The organism is Diaphorobacter sp. ED-3 (assembly GCF_027625375.1).
Classification (GTDB): Bacteria; Pseudomonadota; Gammaproteobacteria; order Burkholderiales; family Burkholderiaceae_C; genus Diaphorobacter; species Diaphorobacter nitroreducens.
This window is the reverse complement of the sequence record NZ_CP115182.1, coordinates 375,251-395,359: the sequence shown is the minus strand read 5'-3', so window position 1 is coordinate 395,359 and position 20,109 is coordinate 375,251. Positions and strand designations below refer to the sequence as shown.

General features: G+C 64.4%; 28 protein-coding genes. 6 read left to right on the top strand and 22 right to left on the bottom strand.

Features of this window, described 5'->3' with window-relative positions; translation table 11 throughout:
* Positions 1-122 precede the first annotated feature (122 nt).
* Genes PCQ86_RS01950 through lipA form a run of 3 tightly spaced genes read left to right on the top strand, consistent with a single transcriptional unit; the run spans position 123 to position 2,121 of the window.
* Positions 123-419, top strand: coding sequence for a YbeD family protein (locus tag PCQ86_RS01950; RefSeq protein ID WP_270174745.1), 297 nt, complete (start codon positions 123-125; stop codon positions 417-419).
* Positions 420-430: 11 nt separating this feature from the next.
* Positions 431-1,123 (top strand): lipoyl(octanoyl) transferase LipB, encoded by a 693-nt coding sequence (lipB, locus tag PCQ86_RS01945; protein WP_041838775.1) that lies wholly within the window; start codon positions 431-433, stop codon positions 1,121-1,123.
* A gap of 17 nt (positions 1,124-1,140) precedes the next feature.
* On the top strand, positions 1,141-2,121 hold the full coding sequence (gene lipA / locus PCQ86_RS01940) for a lipoyl synthase (protein WP_011803762.1): 981 nt from the start codon (positions 1,141-1,143) through the stop codon (positions 2,119-2,121).
* Between the two features lie 71 nt (positions 2,122-2,192).
* On the opposite strand, the gene ptsP is transcribed toward lipA, so the two are convergent.
* From ptsP to PCQ86_RS01915, 5 genes are read right to left on the bottom strand one after another with little or no spacing between them, the layout of a single operon-like run.
* Positions 2,193-3,962 carry a phosphoenolpyruvate--protein phosphotransferase gene (ptsP, locus tag PCQ86_RS01935; RefSeq protein ID WP_270174744.1) on the bottom strand — a complete coding sequence of 590 codons (1,770 nt, stop codon included), beginning with the start codon at positions 3,960-3,962 and terminating at the stop codon, positions 2,193-2,195.
* Positions 3,963-3,980: 18 nt separating this feature from the next.
* Positions 3,981-4,250: an HPr family phosphocarrier protein gene (locus PCQ86_RS01930; protein ID WP_011803760.1), complete on the bottom strand. Its 270-nt coding sequence runs from the start codon at positions 4,248-4,250 to the stop codon at positions 3,981-3,983.
* Entirely contained in the window at positions 4,219-4,668 is a 450-nt protein-coding gene (locus PCQ86_RS01925; RefSeq protein ID WP_011803759.1) for a PTS sugar transporter subunit IIA, read from the bottom strand. Before PCQ86_RS01925 ends, PCQ86_RS01930 begins: the two co-directional genes overlap by 32 nt.
* Positions 4,665-5,903: an MFS transporter gene (locus tag PCQ86_RS01920; protein WP_270174743.1), complete on the bottom strand. Its 1,239-nt coding sequence runs from the start codon at positions 5,901-5,903 to the stop codon at positions 4,665-4,667. The genes PCQ86_RS01925 and PCQ86_RS01920 overlap by 4 nt, the downstream gene beginning before the upstream one ends.
* A complete protein-coding gene (locus PCQ86_RS01915) occupies positions 5,900-6,463 on the bottom strand; it encodes a hypothetical protein (protein WP_196994542.1) in 564 nt (187 codons plus the stop codon). Before PCQ86_RS01915 ends, PCQ86_RS01920 begins: the two co-directional genes overlap by 4 nt.
* Positions 6,464-6,715: 252 nt before the next feature.
* On the opposite strand from PCQ86_RS01915, the gene PCQ86_RS01910 reads away from it, so the two are divergent.
* Positions 6,716-7,219, top strand: coding sequence for a TlpA disulfide reductase family protein (locus tag PCQ86_RS01910; protein ID WP_011803756.1), 504 nt, complete (start codon positions 6,716-6,718; stop codon positions 7,217-7,219).
* Between the two features lie 95 nt (positions 7,220-7,314).
* Here the strand turns inward: PCQ86_RS01910 and PCQ86_RS01905 are convergent, their stop codons facing one another.
* A complete protein-coding gene (locus PCQ86_RS01905; RefSeq protein ID WP_270174742.1) occupies positions 7,315-7,776 on the bottom strand; it encodes a c-type cytochrome in 462 nt (153 codons plus the stop codon).
* A 180-nt stretch (positions 7,777-7,956) separates the two neighbouring features.
* Here PCQ86_RS01905 and PCQ86_RS01900 point away from each other — a divergent pair, with 180 nt between their 5' ends.
* Together PCQ86_RS01900 and PCQ86_RS01895 are read left to right on the top strand one after the other, a co-directional pair.
* A complete protein-coding gene (locus PCQ86_RS01900) occupies positions 7,957-8,625 on the top strand; it encodes a cytochrome b/b6 domain-containing protein (RefSeq protein ID WP_270174741.1) in 669 nt (222 codons plus the stop codon).
* 42 nt (positions 8,626-8,667) lie between these two features.
* On the top strand, positions 8,668-9,183 hold the full coding sequence (locus PCQ86_RS01895) for a GNAT family N-acetyltransferase (protein ID WP_088887834.1): 516 nt from the start codon (positions 8,668-8,670) through the stop codon (positions 9,181-9,183).
* A gap of 144 nt (positions 9,184-9,327) precedes the next feature.
* Here PCQ86_RS01895 and PCQ86_RS01890 read toward each other — a convergent pair whose 3' ends face one another.
* The 16 genes from PCQ86_RS01890 to rpsL all read right to left on the bottom strand — a co-directional run bounded on the left by PCQ86_RS01890 (position 9,328) and on the right by rpsL (position 20,056).
* Positions 9,328-9,834 (bottom strand): peroxiredoxin, encoded by a 507-nt coding sequence (locus PCQ86_RS01890; RefSeq protein ID WP_041835851.1) that lies wholly within the window; start codon positions 9,832-9,834, stop codon positions 9,328-9,330.
* A gap of 114 nt (positions 9,835-9,948) precedes the next feature.
* On the bottom strand, positions 9,949-10,218 hold the full coding sequence (rpsQ, locus tag PCQ86_RS01885; protein ID WP_011803751.1) for a 30S ribosomal protein S17: 270 nt from the start codon (positions 10,216-10,218) through the stop codon (positions 9,949-9,951).
* Positions 10,219-10,227: 9 nt separating this feature from the next.
* Positions 10,228-10,425: a 50S ribosomal protein L29 gene (gene rpmC, locus PCQ86_RS01880; protein WP_011803750.1), complete on the bottom strand. Its 198-nt coding sequence runs from the start codon at positions 10,423-10,425 to the stop codon at positions 10,228-10,230.
* Between the two features lie 12 nt (positions 10,426-10,437).
* The gene (gene rplP / locus PCQ86_RS01875; protein WP_011803749.1) at positions 10,438-10,854 is read right to left on the bottom strand and encodes a 50S ribosomal protein L16; all 417 of its coding nucleotides are present in this window, start codon (positions 10,852-10,854) and stop codon (positions 10,438-10,440) included.
* 2 nt (positions 10,855-10,856) lie between these two features.
* The gene (gene rpsC, locus PCQ86_RS01870; RefSeq protein WP_012655363.1) at positions 10,857-11,723 is read right to left on the bottom strand and encodes a 30S ribosomal protein S3; all 867 of its coding nucleotides are present in this window, start codon (positions 11,721-11,723) and stop codon (positions 10,857-10,859) included.
* 16 nt (positions 11,724-11,739) lie between these two features.
* Positions 11,740-12,072 carry a 50S ribosomal protein L22 gene (gene rplV, locus PCQ86_RS01865; protein ID WP_011803747.1) on the bottom strand — a complete coding sequence of 111 codons (333 nt, stop codon included), beginning with the start codon at positions 12,070-12,072 and terminating at the stop codon, positions 11,740-11,742.
* Positions 12,073-12,081: 9 nt separating this feature from the next.
* Positions 12,082-12,360, bottom strand: coding sequence for a 30S ribosomal protein S19 (rpsS, locus tag PCQ86_RS01860; RefSeq protein ID WP_011803746.1), 279 nt, complete (start codon positions 12,358-12,360; stop codon positions 12,082-12,084).
* 10 nt (positions 12,361-12,370) lie between these two features.
* Complete coding sequence (rplB, locus tag PCQ86_RS01855; RefSeq protein ID WP_011803745.1) at positions 12,371-13,195, bottom strand: 50S ribosomal protein L2; 825 nt, start codon at positions 13,193-13,195, stop codon at positions 12,371-12,373.
* A 3-nt stretch (positions 13,196-13,198) separates the two neighbouring features.
* Positions 13,199-13,513: a 50S ribosomal protein L23 gene (gene rplW / locus PCQ86_RS01850; RefSeq protein ID WP_011803744.1), complete on the bottom strand. Its 315-nt coding sequence runs from the start codon at positions 13,511-13,513 to the stop codon at positions 13,199-13,201.
* On the bottom strand, positions 13,510-14,130 hold the full coding sequence (rplD, locus tag PCQ86_RS01845) for a 50S ribosomal protein L4 (RefSeq protein ID WP_011803743.1): 621 nt from the start codon (positions 14,128-14,130) through the stop codon (positions 13,510-13,512). The genes rplW and rplD overlap by 4 nt, the downstream gene beginning before the upstream one ends.
* Positions 14,130-14,804 carry a 50S ribosomal protein L3 gene (rplC, locus tag PCQ86_RS01840; RefSeq protein ID WP_011803742.1) on the bottom strand — a complete coding sequence of 225 codons (675 nt, stop codon included), beginning with the start codon at positions 14,802-14,804 and terminating at the stop codon, positions 14,130-14,132. The genes rplD and rplC overlap by 1 nt, the downstream gene beginning before the upstream one ends.
* Positions 14,805-15,054: 250 nt before the next feature.
* Positions 15,055-15,366: a 30S ribosomal protein S10 gene (gene rpsJ / locus PCQ86_RS01835; protein ID WP_003059431.1), complete on the bottom strand. Its 312-nt coding sequence runs from the start codon at positions 15,364-15,366 to the stop codon at positions 15,055-15,057.
* A 27-nt stretch (positions 15,367-15,393) separates the two neighbouring features.
* Positions 15,394-16,584, bottom strand: coding sequence for an elongation factor Tu (gene tuf / locus PCQ86_RS01830; RefSeq protein ID WP_047349905.1), 1,191 nt, complete (start codon positions 16,582-16,584; stop codon positions 15,394-15,396).
* Positions 16,585-16,768: 184 nt separating this feature from the next.
* Positions 16,769-18,877 carry an elongation factor G gene (gene fusA / locus PCQ86_RS01825; protein WP_270174740.1) on the bottom strand — a complete coding sequence of 703 codons (2,109 nt, stop codon included), beginning with the start codon at positions 18,875-18,877 and terminating at the stop codon, positions 16,769-16,771.
* A gap of 157 nt (positions 18,878-19,034) precedes the next feature.
* Positions 19,035-19,508, bottom strand: coding sequence for a 30S ribosomal protein S7 (gene rpsG / locus PCQ86_RS01820; protein ID WP_011803739.1), 474 nt, complete (start codon positions 19,506-19,508; stop codon positions 19,035-19,037).
* 170 nt (positions 19,509-19,678) lie between these two features.
* Positions 19,679-20,056 (bottom strand): 30S ribosomal protein S12, encoded by a 378-nt coding sequence (rpsL, locus tag PCQ86_RS01815; RefSeq protein ID WP_003059441.1) that lies wholly within the window; start codon positions 20,054-20,056, stop codon positions 19,679-19,681.
* Between the last annotated feature and the right edge of the window lie 53 nt (positions 20,057-20,109).

Sequence of the window (20,109 nt, the reverse complement as noted above, 5' to 3'; positions counted from 1 at the left end):
CGCCTATTGTGGTGCAGCGCGGCCACGGGGCCCGCCTAAAGCCACAGCGAACCGCGGGTATACCATCGCTACCCGCTTGGGGCACCCCTTCCCTTCGGCCCCTCCGGCCTTGAAAGAGCCTAATGACGACGCCCAGCCAGCCCTCTTCCGCCGATCCTCGCAAGGACTCGTTGATCGAATATCCGTCCCGCTTTCCCATCAAGGTCACGGGAGCAAACGTGAACGGGTTCGTGCATGCCGTCACCGAGGTTGCGCGCCGCTTCGACCCCGACTTCGACGCCTCCACCATCGAGTTGCGCGACAGCCGCGCGGGCAACTACCTGGGCGTGACCATCACCGTGACTGCCACCAGTCGGGAGCAGCTCGATGATCTGTACCGGGCCCTGACCTCGCACCCGATGGTCAAGGTCGTGCTCTGAACGTCCGCACCATGGAGTTGCGCATGCTGGGCCGGGTGGACTACCCGGCCACGGTGGCCGCCATGCAGCGCTTCACGGAGGAGCGCACTGACGAGACGCCCGACGAGCTGTGGATTTGCGAGCACCCCGCGGTGTACACACAGGGCCTGGCCGGCAAGAGCGACCACGTCCTCTCGCCCGGCGGCATCCCCGTCGTTGCCACCAACCGCGGCGGGCAGGTGACGCACCATGGCCCCGGCCAGGTCGTAGCCTATCCGCTCATCGATCTGCGCCGTGCGGGCTACTACGTCAAGGAATACGTGTACCGCATAGAGGAAGCCGTGATCCGCACGCTGGGCCACTACGGCGTGACGGGCCACCGCGTGGCCGGCGCGCCCGGCATCTACGTGCGCCTGGACGATCCGCACGGCCACAGCATGCTGCCGCAGCGCCCGCAAAAACGTGCCCACGCCGACGGCCCACCCCAGCCGGACTTCACCGGCTTGGGCAAGATCGCCGCGCTGGGCATCAAGGTCGCGCGCCACTGCACCTACCACGGTGTGGCGCTGAACGTCGCCATGGACCTGGAACCCTTCTCCCGCATCAACCCTTGCGGTTACGCAGGTTTGCAAACGGTGGACCTTTCTACAATCGGCGTCCACATCCCCTGGGACGATGCCGCGGCCATGCTGGGCCAACAGCTCGCACGCCGCCTCGCGCCCTGACCTCTCCCTCAGCAGCCATGAGCACTCCCGACGTCGTGCGCGAAGCGCAGTCCACCGAAGCCTACAACCCGCTGGCCAAGCAGAAGGCCGCGGCCAAGCTGTCGCGCATCCCGATCAAGGTCGAGCAGGGCGAGGTGCTCAAGAAGCCCGAGTGGATCCGCGTGAAGGCAGGCAGTCCCACCACGCGCTTTTACGAGATCAAGAACATCCTGCGCGAGCACAAGCTGCACACGGTGTGCGAGGAAGCCAGCTGCCCCAACATCGGCGAATGCTTTGGCAGGGGCACGGCCACGTTCATGATCATGGGCGACAAGTGCACGCGCCGCTGCCCGTTCTGCGACGTGGGCCACGGCCGCCCCGACCCGCTGGACAAAGACGAGCCGCTGAACCTCGCCAAGACGATTGCCGCGCTGCGCCTGAAGTACGTGGTCATCACCAGCGTGGACCGCGACGATCTGCGCGACGGCGGCTCGGGCCACTTCGTGGAGTGCATCCAGCGTACCCGCGAACTCTCGCCCAGCACGCAGATCGAGATCCTCACGCCCGACTTCCGCGGCCGCGACGACCGTGCGCTCGAAATCCTCAAGGCCGCGCCCCCGGACGTGATGAACCACAACCTGGAAACCGTGCCGCGCCTGTACAAGGAAGCGCGCCCCGGCTCCGATTACCAGTTCAGCCTCAACCTGCTCAAGAAGTTCAAGCAACTGCACCCCGGCGTGCCCACCAAGAGCGGCCTGATGGTGGGCCTGGGCGAGACGGACGAGGAAATTCTGGAAGTCATGCGCGACATGCGCGCACATGGCATCGAGATGCTGACCATCGGCCAGTACCTCGCCCCCAGCAACAGCCACCTGCCCGTGCGGCGCTATGTGCACCCCGACACCTTCAAGATGTTCGAGGAAGAAGCCTACAAGATGGGCTTCAGCCACGCCGCAGTAGGTGCCATGGTGCGCTCCAGCTACCATGCCGACCAGCAGGCGCACGCCGCTGGCGTTTGACTCGGAATACAAGTCAAATCGACCTCCAGGCCAATACTGACAAGCGCCAGCAGCTATTATCTAAATAGCGATCAGGGCGCTCGCAACGACGCAGCCGGATCGTCCCCATCCAACAGCTGCTGCGCCCACTCGCCCAGCTTGCGCGCGTCGGCGCGCAGCACCTCCTGCTTGACGGCCAGGATCTGCGCCGGCTGCATCGAGAAGCTGCGCAGGCCCAGGCCCAGCAGCAGCCGGGTCATGGCGACGTCGCCCGCCATCTCGCCGCACACGCTCACGCTCCTGCCCTGGCGCGCGCCCTCCGCGATCACGTCGGCCACCAGCCGCAGCACGGCCGGGTGCAACGGGTCGTACAGGTGGGCCACGGCCTCGTCCGCGCGGTCGATGGCCAGCGCGTACTGGATCAGGTCGTTGGTGCCGATCGAGAGAAAGTCGAAGTAGCGCAGGAACTGGCGCACCATGAGCGCCGCAGCCGGCACCTCGATCATGGCGCCCAGCTGCACCGCACCGTAGGCAGCGCCGCGTGCGTCCAGCTCGGCGCGCGCCAGGTCCACCTGGGCCAGCGTCTGCCGGATCTCGCTCACATGCGCGAGCATGGGGAACAGCAGCCGCACCGGGCCGTGTGCCGCCGCGCGCAACACCGCGCGCAGCTGGGTGCGGAACATGGCCGGATCGGCCAGGCTCCAGCGGATGGCGCGCAGGCCCAGCGCCGGGTTGAGCGAACTGTCCTTGTACCCCTTGTCCAGCGGCTTGTCGGCGCCCACATCGACGGTGCGGATGGTCACGGGCAGGCCCTGCATGCCCTCCACCGCCTCGCGGTAGGCGCGGTACTGCTCCTCCTCGTCCGGCAGGCGGCCGCTGCGGCCCATGAACAAAAATTCGCTGCGAAACAGCCCCACGCCCGCCGCGCCCGCGCGCAACGCGGCACCCGCATCACCGGGCTGCTCGATGTTGGCCAGCAGCTCAATGGCCTGTGCATCCAGCGTGACGGCCGGCGTGTGGCGCAGCCGCATGAGGCGCTCGCGCTCCAGCGTGATCTGGCGCTGGCGAAAACCGTATTCCGCCAAGATGATCGGCGTGGGGTCGACGATGACCACGCCGGCATCGCCGTCGATGATGACCCAGTCGTCCTGTCGCACCAACTGGCTGGCGCTGCGCGCACCCACCACGGCGGGGATGTCCATGCTGCGCGCCACGATGGCCGTGTGGCTGGTCTTGCCCCCCACGTCGGTCACGAAGCCGGCGAACACACTCTGCTTGAACTGCAGCATGTCGGCCGGCGACAGGTCGTGCGCCACCAGCACCAGCGGCGCATCGGCCGCGCCGCCCAGCAGGAACTCCGCCTCCGCACCCGCCTCGGCCTGGCGGCGCGGGGCGGAGGGCGGCGGCGCGACGGGGCTGGCCACGCCGCGCATGTGGCGCAGGATGCGCTCCACCACCTGCTCCAGGTCGGCCTTGCGCTCGCGCAGGTAGTCGTCCTCCATTTCGTCGAACTGGCGGCTGATGATCTCCAGCTGCGTGGTCAGCGCCCACTCGGCGTTGTAGAGGCGGTCGGTGATCCAGTGCTTGACGCCGTTGACCAGCATCTCGTCCTGCAGCAGCATCAGGTGCACGTCCAGCAGCGCGGCCAGCTCGGGCGGCGCGTCGTGCGGCATGTCGGCCTGCAGGCGCTGCAGCTCCTCGGCCACCGCGTCCCGTCCGCGGCGCGCACGCAGGATCTCGGCCTCAACCTGGCCGGGCTCGATGAAGTAGTGCACCACCTCCATGCGGCTGGATACCGCGAGCACCGCCCGCCCGATGGCGATGCCGCGCGCGACAGCCAGACCGTGGATGGAGAAGGTCATGCGTGCCTCGCCTGCGGTTTATTCGCCCTCGCCGAACTTGCCATCGATGAGCGCGACAAGCGCATCCATGGCTTCCTGCTCCTGCGCACCATCGGTCTCGATCTCGACCTCGGACCCCATGCCCGCCGCCAGCATCATCACCCCCATGATGCTTTTGGCATTGATGCGGCGCTCTCCCTTGCGCATCCAGACGTCGCAGGGAAAACTGCCCGCCATCTTGGTGAGCTTGGCGGAGGCGCGGGCATGCAGGCCCAGCTTATTGCTGATGGTGATGTTCTTCTTGATCATGAGACGGACGTCGGTTTTGATTCTGCGGCGCGGCCGCGCCCACCTGCATCACGCCCTGCGTGCCACCCACGAGGGCGCGTGCCACCAGCGCATCCAGCGGCTCGCTACGGTAGCTCACGGCGCGCAGCAGCATGGGCAGGTTCACGCCCGCCACCAGGCGGGACTGCAGGCCGTCCACCAGCCGCTGGGCCACGTTGCAGGGCGTGGCGCCGAACAAGTCGCTCAGCACCAGCACCGAGGCTTCGCCCTGCTGCTCCATCAGCGCGCGGGCGGCCGACAGCGTGGCCTCGGGGGCCTCATGGGGCGGCACGTCCAGCGCCAGCACCTCCTGCCAGCAGTCGGGGAACACGTGCAGCGCGCATTCACGCAGCGCATGGGCCAAAGGGGCGTGGGCGATGATGAGAAGGCGCGTATTCATGGGGTACTGCAGTGCAGTGCATTATCACCGTGCTCGCGCCGCGCCATGAACCATGCATAGGCTCCCGCCGTGCAGGCCAGGTGCAGCGCCATGGCGGCCCGGTAGGCGCGCGCCATGTCCAGCCCGGCGGCCACGAACGCGTCCACCGCCAGGCCAATACCCCATTGCACGGCAAACACCCCCGCAAAGATCACCAGGTTGTACGCCGACAGCGCGCGCCCCGCCAGTGCCTGCGGGAACGCCAATGCCACCGCGGGCTGCGACAGCGCCACGCTGGTGCATGACACGCAATACAGCGCCCAGGCCGCGGCGCCCGCACGTCCGCCCGCCAACACAATGCCCGCCAGCACCAGCAGCGACAGCGGCAAACTCGCGGCCATCACCGGGTCGGCCCCGCCCACGCGACGCAGCAACCACGGGCTGGCCATGCCCCAGGTCCAGAAGGTGATCAGCATGCTCACATTGATCCAGAACAGTCCGGTGGCGGCCTGCAACGGCGTATAGCCGGCCACGTGCTGCATCCAGGGCGCGGCCCACAGCGTCTGCACCGCGACCATGCCGCCATAGCAGAAGAAGCCCAGCGGCGCCGTGCGCAGGAAGTACGGATGGCGCCACACCTGTGCATAGCCCGTTTCTACGCCTGCTCCCGACTCTGCCGGCGCCTGCGGCCAGCGCGGCACGCCCAGCGCCAGCAGCGCCATGGCCAGCACGATGAGCGCCGCCAGCCCCCAGAACAACGGGCGCCACCCTGCCAGTGGCAGCAGCCACTGCACCGGCAGGGTGGACGCCACCATGCCCAGCGAACCGGTCATCAGCATCCAGGAGTTGGCGCGCAACTGCGCACCGGGCTCCAGCCAACGCCGGAATCCCGTGAGCGGAGCCATCAGGCAGGCGCTGACGCCCGCGCCGCACAGCATGCGCCCCGCAAGCAGCCCCGAGAAGCCCGTGGCCCAGGAGAACACCAGGCACCCCGCCACCGCCACACCCAGAAAACCCAGCAGCACCACGCGCGGGCCGTGACGATCCAGCCACCGGCCCAGCGGCAGTTGCGTGAGCGCGAAACCCAGGAAGTAGCCACCCGCCAGCAGCCCCAGGTCGCGCGCGTGCAACTGGAACTCGGCCTCCAGTGTGGGCGCCAGAGTGGCGGTGATCGCGCGCAACAGCGCCGAGATGAAGTAGGTGAACGCAAAGGCCAGGAAGACGACCACGGCCGTGCGCCGCGTGAGCACGCTCATGGCTGCAGCGCCAGGCTGGCGAAGAAGGTGTCAGCCGCCGTGGCCGTCGTGCGGCGCGGCGCATAGACCGCCGCGTGGTACAGACGTGCCTGGCCGCCCTCCAGGCGCGCGAACCACACGGCATCGACGGTGACGGCCGAGCCGCCGGGCGCCTGGCCCTGCGCCTGCCGCCGCACCGACTGCGGCACAGCCAGCGCGCGCGTGGGCACGAAGGCGACGGGTGCAGTCGGCTGCGAAGCGCGCATGCCGGCCTGTACGGCCGCCTGCCAGCGCGCCAGCATCGCCCCGGCCTGCGCCGCTTCGGCCAGCGGCATGTGGGATACGGCGAAGGTGGCGCCATCGGCCTCGCAGCCGACCATGGCGAGCGGCACGGCGCCCGTGCCCAGGTCCACGGGCCGGCTCGCATACTCGGGCTTGCAGGGCAGCGTCAGCGCCAGGCCGGCGTCGGGCAAGGTGACGCTGCGCCAATTCAGCGCAGGGCTGCAGGCGGCCAGCGCCAGCATGCTGGCCGCGAAGGCCAGGGTCAGGAGACGGCGCGCGCCGGCAGGAGCAAGGGTCATGTGCCTGATTATTCCCAGCGCCGCCCTGGCTGGCTGCTGGCGGTTGCCCCTCTAGACGGCGCACGGTATGGGCCCCAGGGCTTTGCGCTGGCGCAAACCGCGCGCTCGAGGCCGGCCGTCCGGTGAACTTACCGCCTTGCAGGCAATCCCATGGTGGCGAGTGCTGGAACGCCCGCGCGGCACAATCCCGTACCTATCGCGTCAAACACACGAACGGCCACCCGAACGGCGGCCCACACGGAGTACCTGGTTATGCAGATCAAGAAATGGCTGGCGGCGGGCGCCCTGGTGGCGGGCGCTGCCGTGGGCGCCGTGGTGGTGCTGGGCTCGGGCACGTCCCAGGCACCGCAGTCCACGTTCGTTCTGCTCGACGGTTCGCAGCAGACCACCGCCGACCTCAAGGGCAAGGTGGCGCTGGTGAACTTCTGGGCCACCAGCTGCACCACCTGCGTGGCGGAGATGCCCGAGATCGTCGCGACCTACGACAAGTACAAAGGCCAGGGCTTCGAGACGCTGGCCGTGGCCATGAGCTACGACCCGCCGAGCTACGTGGTCAACTTCACCGAAACGCGCAAGCTGCCGTTCAAGGTGGCCATCGACAACACCGGCGCCGTGGCCAAGGCCTGGGGCGACGTGAAGCTCACCCCCACCACGTACATCGTCAACAAGCGCGGAGAGATCGTGAAGAGCTACATCGGCGCACCCGATTTCGAGGAGCTGCACAAGCTCATCGAACGCCTGCTGGCCGAAGCCTGAAGCACCTTTCTTCAGAAAAAAGGCCGATTTCCTGAATGAAATCAGCCTTTCGCGCTTATGCAGCAAGCGCTAGCAGCTATTATTTCAATAGCGCATCAACGTGCGCGGTAGGCGTCGTGGCACGCCTTGCAGGAATTGGCCGCCGGGCCGAATGCGGCCTTCAGGTTGTCCAGGCGGCCCGTCTTGGCGGCGGCGGCCAGCTTGGCGGCCTCGGCCTGGAACTTGTCGGCATGCTCCTGGAACTTGGCCTGTTCGGTCCACACGCCGGGCTTGGCCTTGGTGGGCGCGCCCTTGTCCGTGCCGGGGCCGAAGCCGGCCCACGGCAAAGCGGCCAGGGCGGCTACGGTATCGGCATTCTCTTGCGCAGCCTTCGCGTCGAACGGCACGCGGCCATTGGCCATTGCGCCGATGCGGCCGAAATGCTGTCCCATCACGAACAGCGCACCCTGGCGGTACTTGATGGCATCTTCTGGCTTGGCGAACTGGGCAGCAGCGGGCAGCGACACCAGCGTGGCGGCTGCTGCGGTGGCGGCAAGAGCGAGGGCTTTGATTGGCATGGAATGCACCTTGTCGTGGGGAAGGGAATGGCTGCGGCGACGGCTGGACGCCCTGCGCCGGCGCGCAGTATGGCGCGGCCGCGTGACGCCATGGCCGCAAGCGCCCGAAGGGCAGTCGGATATAGCCCGCCGGGGGCACGCTGGGCACAATAGCCGCGTCCTCCGCTCCCCCGCTTCGCCATGCCGCACACCGTACGCATCTGGGATTTGCCGACCCGGCTGTTCCACTGGTCGCTCGCCGTGACCACCGTCGCCCTGGTCGTCACCGCCAAGCTGGGCGGCAACGCCATGCAGTGGCATCTGCGGCTGGGCTACGTGATGCTGGCGCTGCTGGCCTTTCGCCTGGCCTGGGGCCTGGTGGGCGGACGCTGGTCGCGTTTTGCGAGCTTCCTACCCACACCCGCGCGCCTGCGCAGCCACTTCGCCCACCAGGAAGGCAAGGTGACCAGCCCGGGCCATTCGCCGCTGGGCGCACTGTCGGTCTTTGCCCTGCTGGCGGTGCTGCTGGCCCAGGTAGGCACCGGCCTGCTGAGCGACGACGAGATCGCCTTCGCCGGTCCGCTTACGCGCTTCGTTTCTGGCGAGTGGGTATCGCAGGCCACTTGGTATCACAAGGACGTGGGCCAATTCCTGCTGGTGGGGCTCGTCGCGCTGCACCTGGCGGCGATTGTTTTCTACGCCCTGGTGCGCCGTCAGGCCCTGGTGGGCGCCATGGTGCACGGCGATCGCCAACTGCCCGGGCCCACACCCGCGTCGCGCGACGATGCGCTCAGCCGCGCAGGGGCGGCCCTTGTGGCGGCTCTGAGCGCGCTACTGGCCTGGTGGGTCGCCAGCCTGGGGGCTTTTTGAGCGCCCACAGCGGTGCGGCTACACTGGCCCCTGCCTTTTTCCATGCCGGATTCTTTCTGCACAGTGGACCATTCCCCTGACGTTACGCTGCTGAGCCCCGCCCTGCCCCACGAGATGCACGTGGTGCGCGACATCTTCCAGGAATATGCCGACACCCTGGACGTGGACCTGTCGTTCCAGAACTTTGCGCAGGAACTCGCCACCCTGCCGGGCGAATATGCGCCGCCGCGCGGCCATATCCTGCTGGCCGAGGTGGAGGGCAGCATTGCCGGGTGCTGCGCCCTGCGGCCGCTGGACACCGCCGACTACCCCAACGCCTGCGAGATGAAGCGCCTGTACGTGCGCAAGGCGTTCCGCGGCTTCGGCCTGGGGCGGCAGTTGGCCGAGGCCATGCTGGACCAGGCACGGCAGGCCGGCTATGCCTGCGTGTTGCTGGACACGCTGGACGGCATGGAATCGGCGCGTGCGCTGTATTCCGAACTGGGCTTCGAGGAAATACCGCCGTACTACCACAACCCCCTGCCGGGTTCGCACTACCTGAAAGCGGAAATTTACTAGCCTTTTAAGGCCTCTAGCGCTTATGTGGAAAGCGTTGAAAGCTATCTAAACAATAGCAAAGCCGCCCACATCTCGCGACGGGGCGGCGTTTCGCCTGCGGCGTGGTGCCAGCACCGGAGCCCTCCGATGCCAGCGCCAGCAGCCTCAGCCCTTGGCCTGGCCGAGCAGCGTAGCGGCGTCGCTCACCTCGAACTTGCCCGGCGCCTCGACGTTCAATGCAACCACCTTGCCGTCCTTGACCAGCATGGAATAGCGGTTGCTGCGCAGGCCCAGGCCCTTGCCGTTCAAGTCCAGCGTCAAACCGGTGGCCTTGGCGAACGCGGCGTCGCCGTCCGCCAGCATGCGCACCTTGCCATCGGTCTTCTGGTCGCGCGCCCAGGCGCCCATCACGAAGGCATCGTTCACCGACAGGCACCAGATCTCGTCCACGCCGGCAGCCTTCAGGGCGCCCGCCTGCTCCACGTAGCCGGGAACGTGCTTGGCCGAGCAGGTGGGCGTGAAGGCGCCCGGCACCGCGAACAGCGCAATCGTCTTGCCCGCGGCGGCCTTTTGCACATCCACCGGGTTCGGGCCGAGGCTGCAGCCATTGCCCTCGACTTCCGAGTACTCCATCAGTGTGATGGCGGGCAGCGTGTCGCCGACTTGGATCATGAGAATCTCCTTGCTGGGTTGGAGGGCCCCGGCAGGATCTGCGGGCCCCAAAAAGAAAAACGACCCACATTGTGGGTCGTTTCTCGGAGGCGCGCAGATGGCGTCTGCGAAGGCTTAGAGCAGCCCGGCCTTTTGCACCAGGCGCGTGGCCACCCAGTTCTTGGTCTTGGAGAGCGGACGGCTCTCCGTGATCTCGATGGTGTCGCCCATCTTGTACTCGCCATTCTCATCATGGGCGTGGTACTTGCTCGACTTGATCATGATCTTGTCGTAGATGGGGTGCTTCACACGGCGCTCGACCAGCACGGTCACGGTCTTGGCGCGCTTGTCGCTGACCACCTTGCCAACCAAGGTGCGCTTGAGGGATTTTTTAGCTTCCGTCATGTCGGCTCCTTACTTGGCGGCTTGCTTTTCAGCAAGAATGGTCTTGGCGCGGGCGATGTCGCGGCGCGTGGCCTTCAGCGTGGCGGTGTTGCCCAGCTGTTGCGTGGCCTTTTGCATGCGCAGGCCGAAATGGGCCTTTTGCAGCGATTTGATTTCGGCTTCCAGGCCGGCCACGTCTTTTTGGCGGAGTTCAGCAGATTTCGTCATGTTGATTTCTCCTTAGGCGCCAATCTGACGGGCAACGAACGTGGTGCGCAGCGGCAGCTTGGCGGCAGCCAGGCGGAACGCTTCGCGGGCCAGTTCTTCAGGCACGCCAACGATCTCGAACACCACCTTGCCGGGCTGAATCTCAGCCACGTAGTACTCGGGGTTGCCCTTACCGTTACCCATACGCACTTCAGCGGGCTTGGTAGAGATCGGCTTGTCGGGGAACACGCGGATCCAGATACGGCCACCACGCTTGACGTGGCGGGAGATCGCACGGCGTGCGGCCTCGATCTGGCGGGCCGTCAGACGGCCACGGTCCGTGCACTTCAGACCGAAGTCACCGAAAGCCACCGAATTGCCACGCGTGGCAACGCCGGTGTTGCGGCCTTTTTGCTCCTTACGGAACTTGCGGCGAGCAGGTTGCAGCATGTTTATTCTCCTTTACCGTCCGCCGCTGCGGCAGCGGGCGCGCTCTTGACGCGCTTAACGGAATCGCCACCAGCGCCGGCAGGCTTGTCGCTACCGTCGGCAGGGGCTGCATTGGTGCCCATCGGGCGGCGGCCGCCACGGCCAGCACCGGCGCGGTCGCCTGGGCGGCCATCGCGGCGCGGGCCACGGGGACGGCGCTCTTCTTCAGGACGCGGCGTCTCGGCGGCGGGCAGGTCGTTGCGGCCCAGCGTGTCGCCCTTGTAGACCCACACCTTCACGCCGATCACACCATAGGTGGTCTTGGCTTCGGAGGTGCCGTAGTCGATGTCGGCGCGCAGGGTGTGCAGCGGCACACGGCCTTCGCGGTACCACTCGGTACGGGCGATTTCGATGCCGTTCAGACGGCCCGAGGACATGATCTTGATGCCCTGGGCGCCCAGGCGCATCGCGTTCTGCATGGCGCGCTTCATGGCGCGGCGGAACATGATGCGCTTTTCCAGCTGCTGGGTGATCGAGTCGGCGATCAGCTTGGCATCGATTTCGGGCTTGCGCACTTCTTCGATGTTCACGGCGACAGGCACGCCCAGGCGGGTTGCGAGTTCCTTCTTCAGGTTCTCGATGTCCTCGCCCTTCTTGCCGATCACCACGCCGGGACGTGCCGAGAAGATCGTGATACGGGCGTTCTTGGCAGGACGCTCGATCAGGATGCGCGACACGGCGGCGTTCTTCAGCTTGGCCTTCAGGTACTCGCGCACCTTGATGTCTTCGGCCAGCATGCCGGCGAAGTCACGGTTGCTGGCATACCAGCGGCTGGCCCAGTTGCGGCTTACAGCAAGGCGGAAGCCGGTAGGATGGATTTTCTGTCCCATATTCTTCCTTTAGGCCTCAGTTACCCACGGTCACGTAGATGTGGCACGTGGGCTTGCTGATGCGGTTGCCGCGACCCTTGGCGCGCGCGGTGAAGCGCTTGAGCGTGGTGCCTTGCTCGACGAAGATGGTCTTGACCTTCAGGTCGTCGATGTCGGCGCCGTCGTTGTGCTCGGCGTTGGCGATGGCGGACTCCAGCACCTTCTTGACGATCACGGCAGCTTTTTTCTGCGTGAAGGCCAGGATGTTCAGGGCTTGGTCCACTTTCTTGCCGCGGATCAGGTCAGCGACCAGGCGACCCTTGTCCACCGACAGACGGACGCCCCGGAGGACTGCACGTGTTTCAGACATGGTCGTTCCTTACTTCTTCTGGACTTTTTTGTCCGCGGGGTGACCCTTGAAGGTGCGCGTCAGGGCGAATTCGCCCAGCTTGTGGCCCACCATCTGGTCGGTGACATAAACCGGCACGTGCTGCTTGCCGTTGTGCACGGCAATGGTCAGACCGATGAACTCGGGCAGAACCATGGAGCGACGCGACCAGGTCTTGACTGGCTTCTTGTCCTTGGTAGCAATGGCCTTTTCGACCTTGGCGACCAGGTGATGGTCAACAAACGGACCCTTTTTGAGAGAACGAGTCATTTGCTAGCCCTTACTTCTTGCGACGCGACACAATCATCACTTGTGTGCGCTTGTTGTTGCGGGTGCGGTAGCCCTTCGTCAGGTTGCCCCATGGGTCAACAGCATGACGGCCCTCGCCGGTACGGCCCTCACCACCACCGTGCGGGTGGTCGATCGGGTTCATGGCAACGCCACGCACCGTGGGACGGATACCCATCCAACGCTTCACACCGGCCTTGCCCAGTTGGCGCAGGCTGTGCTCTTCGTTGGCGACTTCGCCGATCGTGGCGCGGCACTCGATGTGGATCTTGCGCACTTCGCCCGAACGCATACGCACCTGGGCGTACACGCCTTCGCGGGCCAGCAGCGTGGCCGACGTACCAGCGGAGCGGGCGATCTGCGCACCGGCACCGGGCTTGAGCTCGATGCAGTGGATGGTCGAGCCCACGGGAATGTTGCGGATCGGCAGCGTGTTACCGACGCGGATCGGCGCCTCGGAGCCGCTGACGATCGTGGCGCCCACTTCCAGGTTGCGCGGAGCAATGATGTAGCGGCGCTCGCCGTCGGCGTAGCACACCAGGGCGATGTGGGCCGTGCGGTTCGGGTCGTACTCGATGCGCTCCACCTTGGCAGGGATGGCATCCTTGTTGCGACGGAAGTCCACCACGCGGTAGTGGTGCTTGTGGCCACCGCCCTTGTGACGGGTGGTGATGTGACCGTTGTTGTTGCGGCCGGCCTTCTGGAACTGGGGTTCCAGCAGACCTGCAAACGCTTCACCCTTGTACAGGTGGTCACGCGAGATCTTCACCGCGCCGCGCTGGCCCGGGGAAGTCGGTTTGATCTTGATAACGGCCATGGTTTACGCAGCCTCCCCGGACAGGTTCAGCTCTTGACCTTCCTTCAGCAGCACATAGGCCTTGCGCACGTTATCGCGGCGGCCCATGGTCTTGCCAAAGCGCTTGGTCTTGCCTTTGGTGTTCACCACAGAAACGCCCTTCACTTCCACCTTGAACATGAGTTCCACGGCGGCCTTGATCTCGGGCTTGGTTGCGTTCTGCAGCACCTTGAACGTCACAGCGTTGGACTTCTCGGCAACCATGGTGGCCTTTTCGGACACGATGGGAGCGACCAACACTTGCATCAGACGACCTTCGTCAAACTTGAGCGTGCTCATGCGAACATCTCCTTGAGTTTGTCGATCGCGCCCTTGGTGACGAGCACTTTCTTGTAGTGCACCAGCGACACGGGATCTGCATAACGCGGCTCGGTCACGAACACGTTCTTCAGATTGCGGGATGCCAGGTACAGGTTTTCGTCCACTTCATCGGCGATCACCATCACCGATTGCAGGTTCATGGCCTTGAACTTGTCGGCCAGGACCTTGGTCTTGGGCGTATCAAGCTTCAGGGAGTCCACCACAGCCAGACGGCCTTCACGGGCCAGCTGCGACAGGATGGAAGCCATGCCAGCGCGGTACATCTTCTTGTTGATCTTCTGCGAGAAGTTTTCTTCAGGCAGGTTCGGGAAGATGCGACCGCCCCCACGCCACAGAGGCGAGGAGGTCATACCGGCACGTGCATTGCCAGTACCCTTTTGCTTGAAAGGCTTCTTGGTCGAGTGCTTGACCTGCTCGCGGTCCTTCTGGGCGCGCGTGCCTTGACGGGCGTTGGCCTGGTAAGCGACGACGATCTGATGGATCAGGTCTTCGTTGTACTGACGGTCGAACACGGTCTCGGGCACATCCACCTTGGACGCCGCCTGGCCCTGTTCATTCAGGAGTTCGAGCTGCATTAGTTCGCTCCTTTGGAAGCTTGCGCCTTGACAGCCGGACGCACCGTGACGAACCCACCCTTGGAGCCCGGAACAGCGCCCTTGATCAAGAGCAGTTGGCGTGCTTCGTCGATGCGAACCACGTCGAGGTTTTGCGTCGTGACGGTGACATCACCGAGGTGACCCGTCATCTTCTTGCCAGGGAACACGCGGCCCGGATCCTGCGCCATACCGATGGAGCCAGGAACGTTGTGCGAACGGCTGTTACCGTGCGAGGCGCGCTGCGAACCGAAGTTGTGGCGCTTGATCGTGCCGGCGAAGCCCTTACCGATCGAGGTGCCCTGCACGTCGACCTTCTGGCCCACGGCGAACACATCAGCCACGGGCACAGCAGCGCCAGCGGCGTACTTGCCTGCGACTTCGGGGGTCACGCGGAATTCACGGATGATTTCACCGGCTTCGACCCCCGCCTTGGCGAGGTGGCCAGCTTCAGGCTTGGTCACGCGAGATGCCTTGCGCGAACCGAACGTGACCTGCAGGGACACGTAGCCATCGTTCTCTTGGGTTTTCACCTGGGTCACGCGGTTGTTGGACACATCCACCACCGTGACGGGCACTGCGTCCCCGTCATCGGTGAACAGACGCATCATGCCCACCTTGCGGCCCAGCAACCCGAGGGAGTTGCTCAGACTCATTGGTTGTTCTCCAAAACTTCCGCCGCCCCGACTTCAATTGGCCAGAACGTTTGCACGACGGGCGCTGGCCTCGACGGCTTGCACCTATGTGCGCGAAAGAAGGTTGATAAAACTCCGCATCACGCATCCAAAATTGGACGCAAAAACGCGAAGCCGCAAAGTATAACGCGGACTGCTTTTACAAGCAAGTCCGCGTTGGGGGTGCCCGGTCCTCAGCGAGGACCGGGACGAAGCAAGCAACAGGAAGGGATTACTGGAGCTTGATTTCGACGTCCACGCCAGCCGGCAAGTCCAGCTTCATCAGGGCGTCCACCGTCTTGTCCGTGGGATCGACGATGTCCATCAGGCGCTGGTGCGTGCGGATTTCGAACTGGTCGCGGCTGGTCTTGTTGACGTGCGGCGAACGCAGGATGTCGAAGCGCTTCATGCGCGTCGGCAGGGGCACGGGGCCCTTGACGATGGCGCCGGTACGCTTGGCGGTGTCAACGATCTCGGCTGCAGACTGATCGATCAGCTTGTAGTCGAATGCCTTCAGGCGGATGCGGATCTTTTGCTTGGACATTGTGTATTCCTTCAGTGCTTTGCTGGATTACGCAATGATCTTGGCAACGACGCCGGCGCCCACGGTACGGCCGCCTTCGCGGATAGCGAAGCGCAGGCCTTCTTCCATGGCGATGGGGTTGATCAGCTTCACAGTGATCGACACGTTGTCGCCGGGCATCACCATTTCCTTGTCGGCCGGCAGTTCGATGGAGCCGGTCACGTCGGTGGTGCGGAAGTAGAACTGGGGACGGTAGTTGTTGAAGAAGGGCGTGTGACGGCCGCCTTCGTCCTTGCTCAGCACGTACACCTCAGCCGTGAAGTGGGTGTGGGGCTTGATGGAGCCGGGCTTGCACAGCACTTGGCCGCGCTCGACGTCTTCGCGCTTGGTGCCGCGCAGCAGCAGGCCCACGTTGTCGCCAGCCTGGCCCTGGTCCAGCAGCTTGCGGAACATTTCCACGCCGGTGACGGTGGTCTTTTGCGTGTCGCGGATACCGACGATTTCGATTTCTTCGCCGACCTTGATGATGCCGCGCTCGATGCGGCCGGTCACCACGGTGCCGCGGCCGGAGATGGAGAACACGTCTTCCACGGGCATCAGGAAGGCGCCGTCCACGGCGCGCTCAGGCGTGGGGATGTAAGTGTCCAGGGCTTCGGCCAGGCGCATGATGGCGGGCTCACCCTTGTCGGACTGGTCACCTTCCAGGGCCAGCTTGGCGGAACCGCGGATGATGGGGGTGTCGTCGCCGGGGAAGTCGTACTTGTCCAGCAGTTCGCGCACTTCCATCTCGACCAGCTCGAGCAGTTCCTCGTCGTCGACCATGTCGCACTTGTTCAGGAACACGATGATGTAGGGCACGCCCACCTGACGGGCCAGCAGGATGTGCTCGCGCGTCTGGGGCATCGGGCCGTCAGCGGCCGAGCACACCAGGATGGCGCCGTCCATCTGAGCGGCGCCGGTGATCATGTTCTTGACGTAGTCGGCGTGGCCGGGGCAGTCGACGTGGGCGTAGTGGCGGGTGGCCGTTTCGTATTCCACGTGCGAGGTGTTGATCGTGATGCCGCGCGCCTTTTCTTCAGGGGCGTTGTCGATCTGGTCGTAGCCCTTGGCTTCGCCGCCGAACTTCTTGGACAGCACGGTGGCGATGGCCGCCGTCAGCGTCGTCTTGCCATGGTCCACGTGACCGATCGTGCCCACGTTCACGTGGGGCTTGGTACGTTCAAACTTACCTTTTGCCATTTTCGAACTCCAAAAGAGCAATGCCTGTGTGAGGGTTTAACGTCTGCATCCGGTTGCTGGTTCGGCCCGCACAGTGCAACAGGACGGCACCGGATCGCAGATTGCAAGAAACTTGCTAGAAAAACAGGAGCCGCCTGCGCTTGATGGACAAGCGTTAGCAGCTCTTTTTGCTTATATGCCCGGCTTACTTGGCGCGAGCCGCAACGATGGCTTCGGCCACGTTGCGCGGTGCTTCGGCGTAGTGCTTGAACTCCATCGTGTACGTCGCGCGACCTTGCGTCATGGAGCGCAGCTGCGTGGCGTAGCCGAACATCTCGGACAGCGGGACTTCGGCCTTGATGGCCTTGCCGCCGCCGACCATGTCGTCCATGCCCTGCACCATGCCACGACGGCTGGACAGGTCACCCATCACGGTACCGGCGTAATCCTCGGGCGTCTCGACTTCCACGGCCATCATGGGCTCGAGGATGACGGGGTTGGCCTTGCGAGCCGCTTCCTTGAAGCCGAAGATAGCAGCCATCTTGAACGCCTGTTCGGACGAGTCCACATCGTGGTACGAACCGAAAGTCAGACGCACGCGAACGTCCACCACGGGGTAACCCGCCAAGACGCCCGAGGTCATCGCTTCGATCACGCCCTTCTCCACCGCAGGGATGTATTCGCGAGGAACCACACCGCCCTTGATTTCGTCGACGAACTCGAAGCCCTTACCTGCTTCCAGGGGCTCCAGCGTGAACACCACGTGGCCGTACTGACCCTTACCACCGGATTGGCGCACAAACTTGCCATCCACATCGGTGACGGTCTTGCGCACGGTTTCGCGGTAGGCCACCTGGGGCTTGCCCACGTTGGCTTCCACGTTGAACTCGCGCTTCATGCGGTCCACGATGATTTCCAGGTGCAGCTCGCCCATGCCGGCGATGATGGTCTGGCCCGATTCTTCGTCGGTGCGCACGCGGAACGACGGGTCTTCGGAGGCCAGGCGCGACAGGGCAATACCCATCTTTTCCTGGTCAGCCTTGGACTTTGGCTCCACGGCCTGTGCGATCACGGGCTCGGGGAACACCATACGCTCCAGGATGATGGGGTTGTCCACGTCGGAAAGCGTTTCACCCGTGGTTACATCCTTCAGGCCCACGCAGGCAGCGATGTCGCCGGCGCGGATCTCGTCCACTTCGATACGCTCGTTGGCCATCATCTGCACGATACGGCCGATACGTTCCTTCTTGCCCTTGACCGAGTTGAACACGGTGTCGCCCTTGGACAGGACGCCCGAGTACACACGCACGAAGGTCAGCTGACCCACGAACGGGTCGGTCATCAGCTTGAACGCCAGCGCGGAGAACTTCTCGCCGTCGTCGGCCTTGCGGGCCAGCTTCTTCTCTTCGTCGTCGGGGTCGGTGCCTTCGACGTCAGGAATGTCCACGGGCGAGGGCAGGTAGTCGATCACAGCGTCCAGCATGCGCTGCACGCCCTTGTTCTTGAACGCCGTGCCGCACAGCATAGGCTGGATTTCAACGGCCAGGGTACGGGCACGCAGACCTGCCTTGATGTCCTCTTCCGACAAGGTACCTTCGTCCAGGTACTTGTTCATCAGCTCTTCACTGGCTTCCGCCGCAGCTTCCACCATGTTCTCGCGCCACTTCTCGGCCGTCTCCTTGACTTCCGCGGGAATGTCGGTGTACTCGAACTTCATGCCCTGAGAAGCCTCGTCCCAGATGATGGCCTTCATCTTCAGCAGATCGACCACACCCTTGAAGTTGTCTTCGGCACCGATCGGCACCACCACGGGCACGGGGTTGCCCTTCAGGCGGGTCTTGATTTGGTCCACCACCTTGAAGAAGTTGGCGCCGGTACGGTCCATCTTGTTCACGAAGGCCAGGCGGGGCACCTTGTATTTGTTGGCCTGACGCCAAACGGTTTCCGACTGGGGCTGCACGCCACCCACGGCACAGTACACCATGCAGGCACCATCGAGCACGCGCATGGAACGCTCCACCTCAATGGTGAAGTCCACGTGGCCGGGGGTGTCGATGATGTTGAAGCGGTGCTCGGGGTAGGACATGTCCATGCCCTTCCAGAAGCAGGTCACGGCCGCCGAGGTGATCGTGATACCGCGCTCTTGCTCCTGCTCCATCCAGTCGGTCGTGGCGGCGCCATCGTGCACCTCGCCCAGCTTGTGGGTCACACCGGTATAGAACAGGATACGTTCGGTCGTGGTGGTCTTGCCCGCGTCGATGTGGGCGGAAATACCGATATTGCGATAACGCTCGATGGGGGTTTTGCGAGCCATGATGAATCCTTGGTTGATCGCTTTGGGGATCCGATCGCGCATCGATAACGCGCGACCTTTGATGACAGGGCCTCAATCAACACAGGCCGCCGCGTGCTTCAGCACGTCAGCGGCCTTTATCGTGTACCGAGGTGAACCCTTGATGACTTCCGTTTGATTAGAAGCGGAAGTGACTGAAGGCCTTGTTGGCTTCGGCCATGCGGTGCACTTCGTCACGACGCTTCATGGCGCCACCACGGCCTTCGGTGGCTTCCATCAGCTCGTTGGCCAGGCGTTGGGCCATGGACTTCTCGCCGCGCTTGCGGGCGGCTTCCTTGATCCAGCGCATCGACAGGGCCAGACGGCGCACGGGACGTACTTCCACGGGCACCTGGTAGTTGGCACCGCCCACACGGCGGGACTTCACTTCGACCATCGGCTTCACGTTGTTGATGGCCGTGACGAACACTTCCAGAGCATCCTTTTCAGGCTGCTTCTGGGAGATCAGATCCAGGGCGCCATAAATGATGCGCTCTGCAACTGCTTTCTTGCCGCCTTCCATGATCACGTTCATGAATTTGGACAGCTCGACATTGCCGAACTTGGGATCCGGCAGGATTTCACGTTTGGGGACTTCGCGACGACGTGGCATTTTTTACCTCTATCTTTGCTTCAGTTGGCACCGTTCCCGGCACCGCGAGAGCCATTCAGGACTCCCACTTACTCGACCCGCGCAGAACACCTGCGTTTAGGGTCACTACGCTGTGTCACCGCGCCACGCGGGAACAGCACCGAAAAATCTCAGACCGAAAGGCCCAGGGCTTACTTGGCCTTGGGCTTCTTCGCGCCGTACTTGGAGCGGGCCTGCTTGCGATCCTTGACGCCTTGCAGGTCAAGCGAACCGCGCACGATGTGGTAACGCACACCGGGCAAGTCCTTCACACGACCGCCGCGCACCAGCACCACGCTGTGCTCTTGCAGGTTGTGGCCTTCACCGCCGATGTAGGAGATCACCTCGAAACCGTTGGTCAGGCGCACCTTGGCGACCTTACGCAGAGCGGAGTTAGGCTTCTTCGGCGTCGTGGTGTACACACGGGTGCACACGCCACGGCGCTGGGGGCAGTTTTCCATAGCAGGGCTTTTGGATTTGACAACTTCGACCGTGCGGCCCTGACGCACGAGTTGGTTAATGGTTGGCATTAATACGTCCCTAAACGTGAATTGCTATAAAAAGCGAAAACGTGAAACCCTTC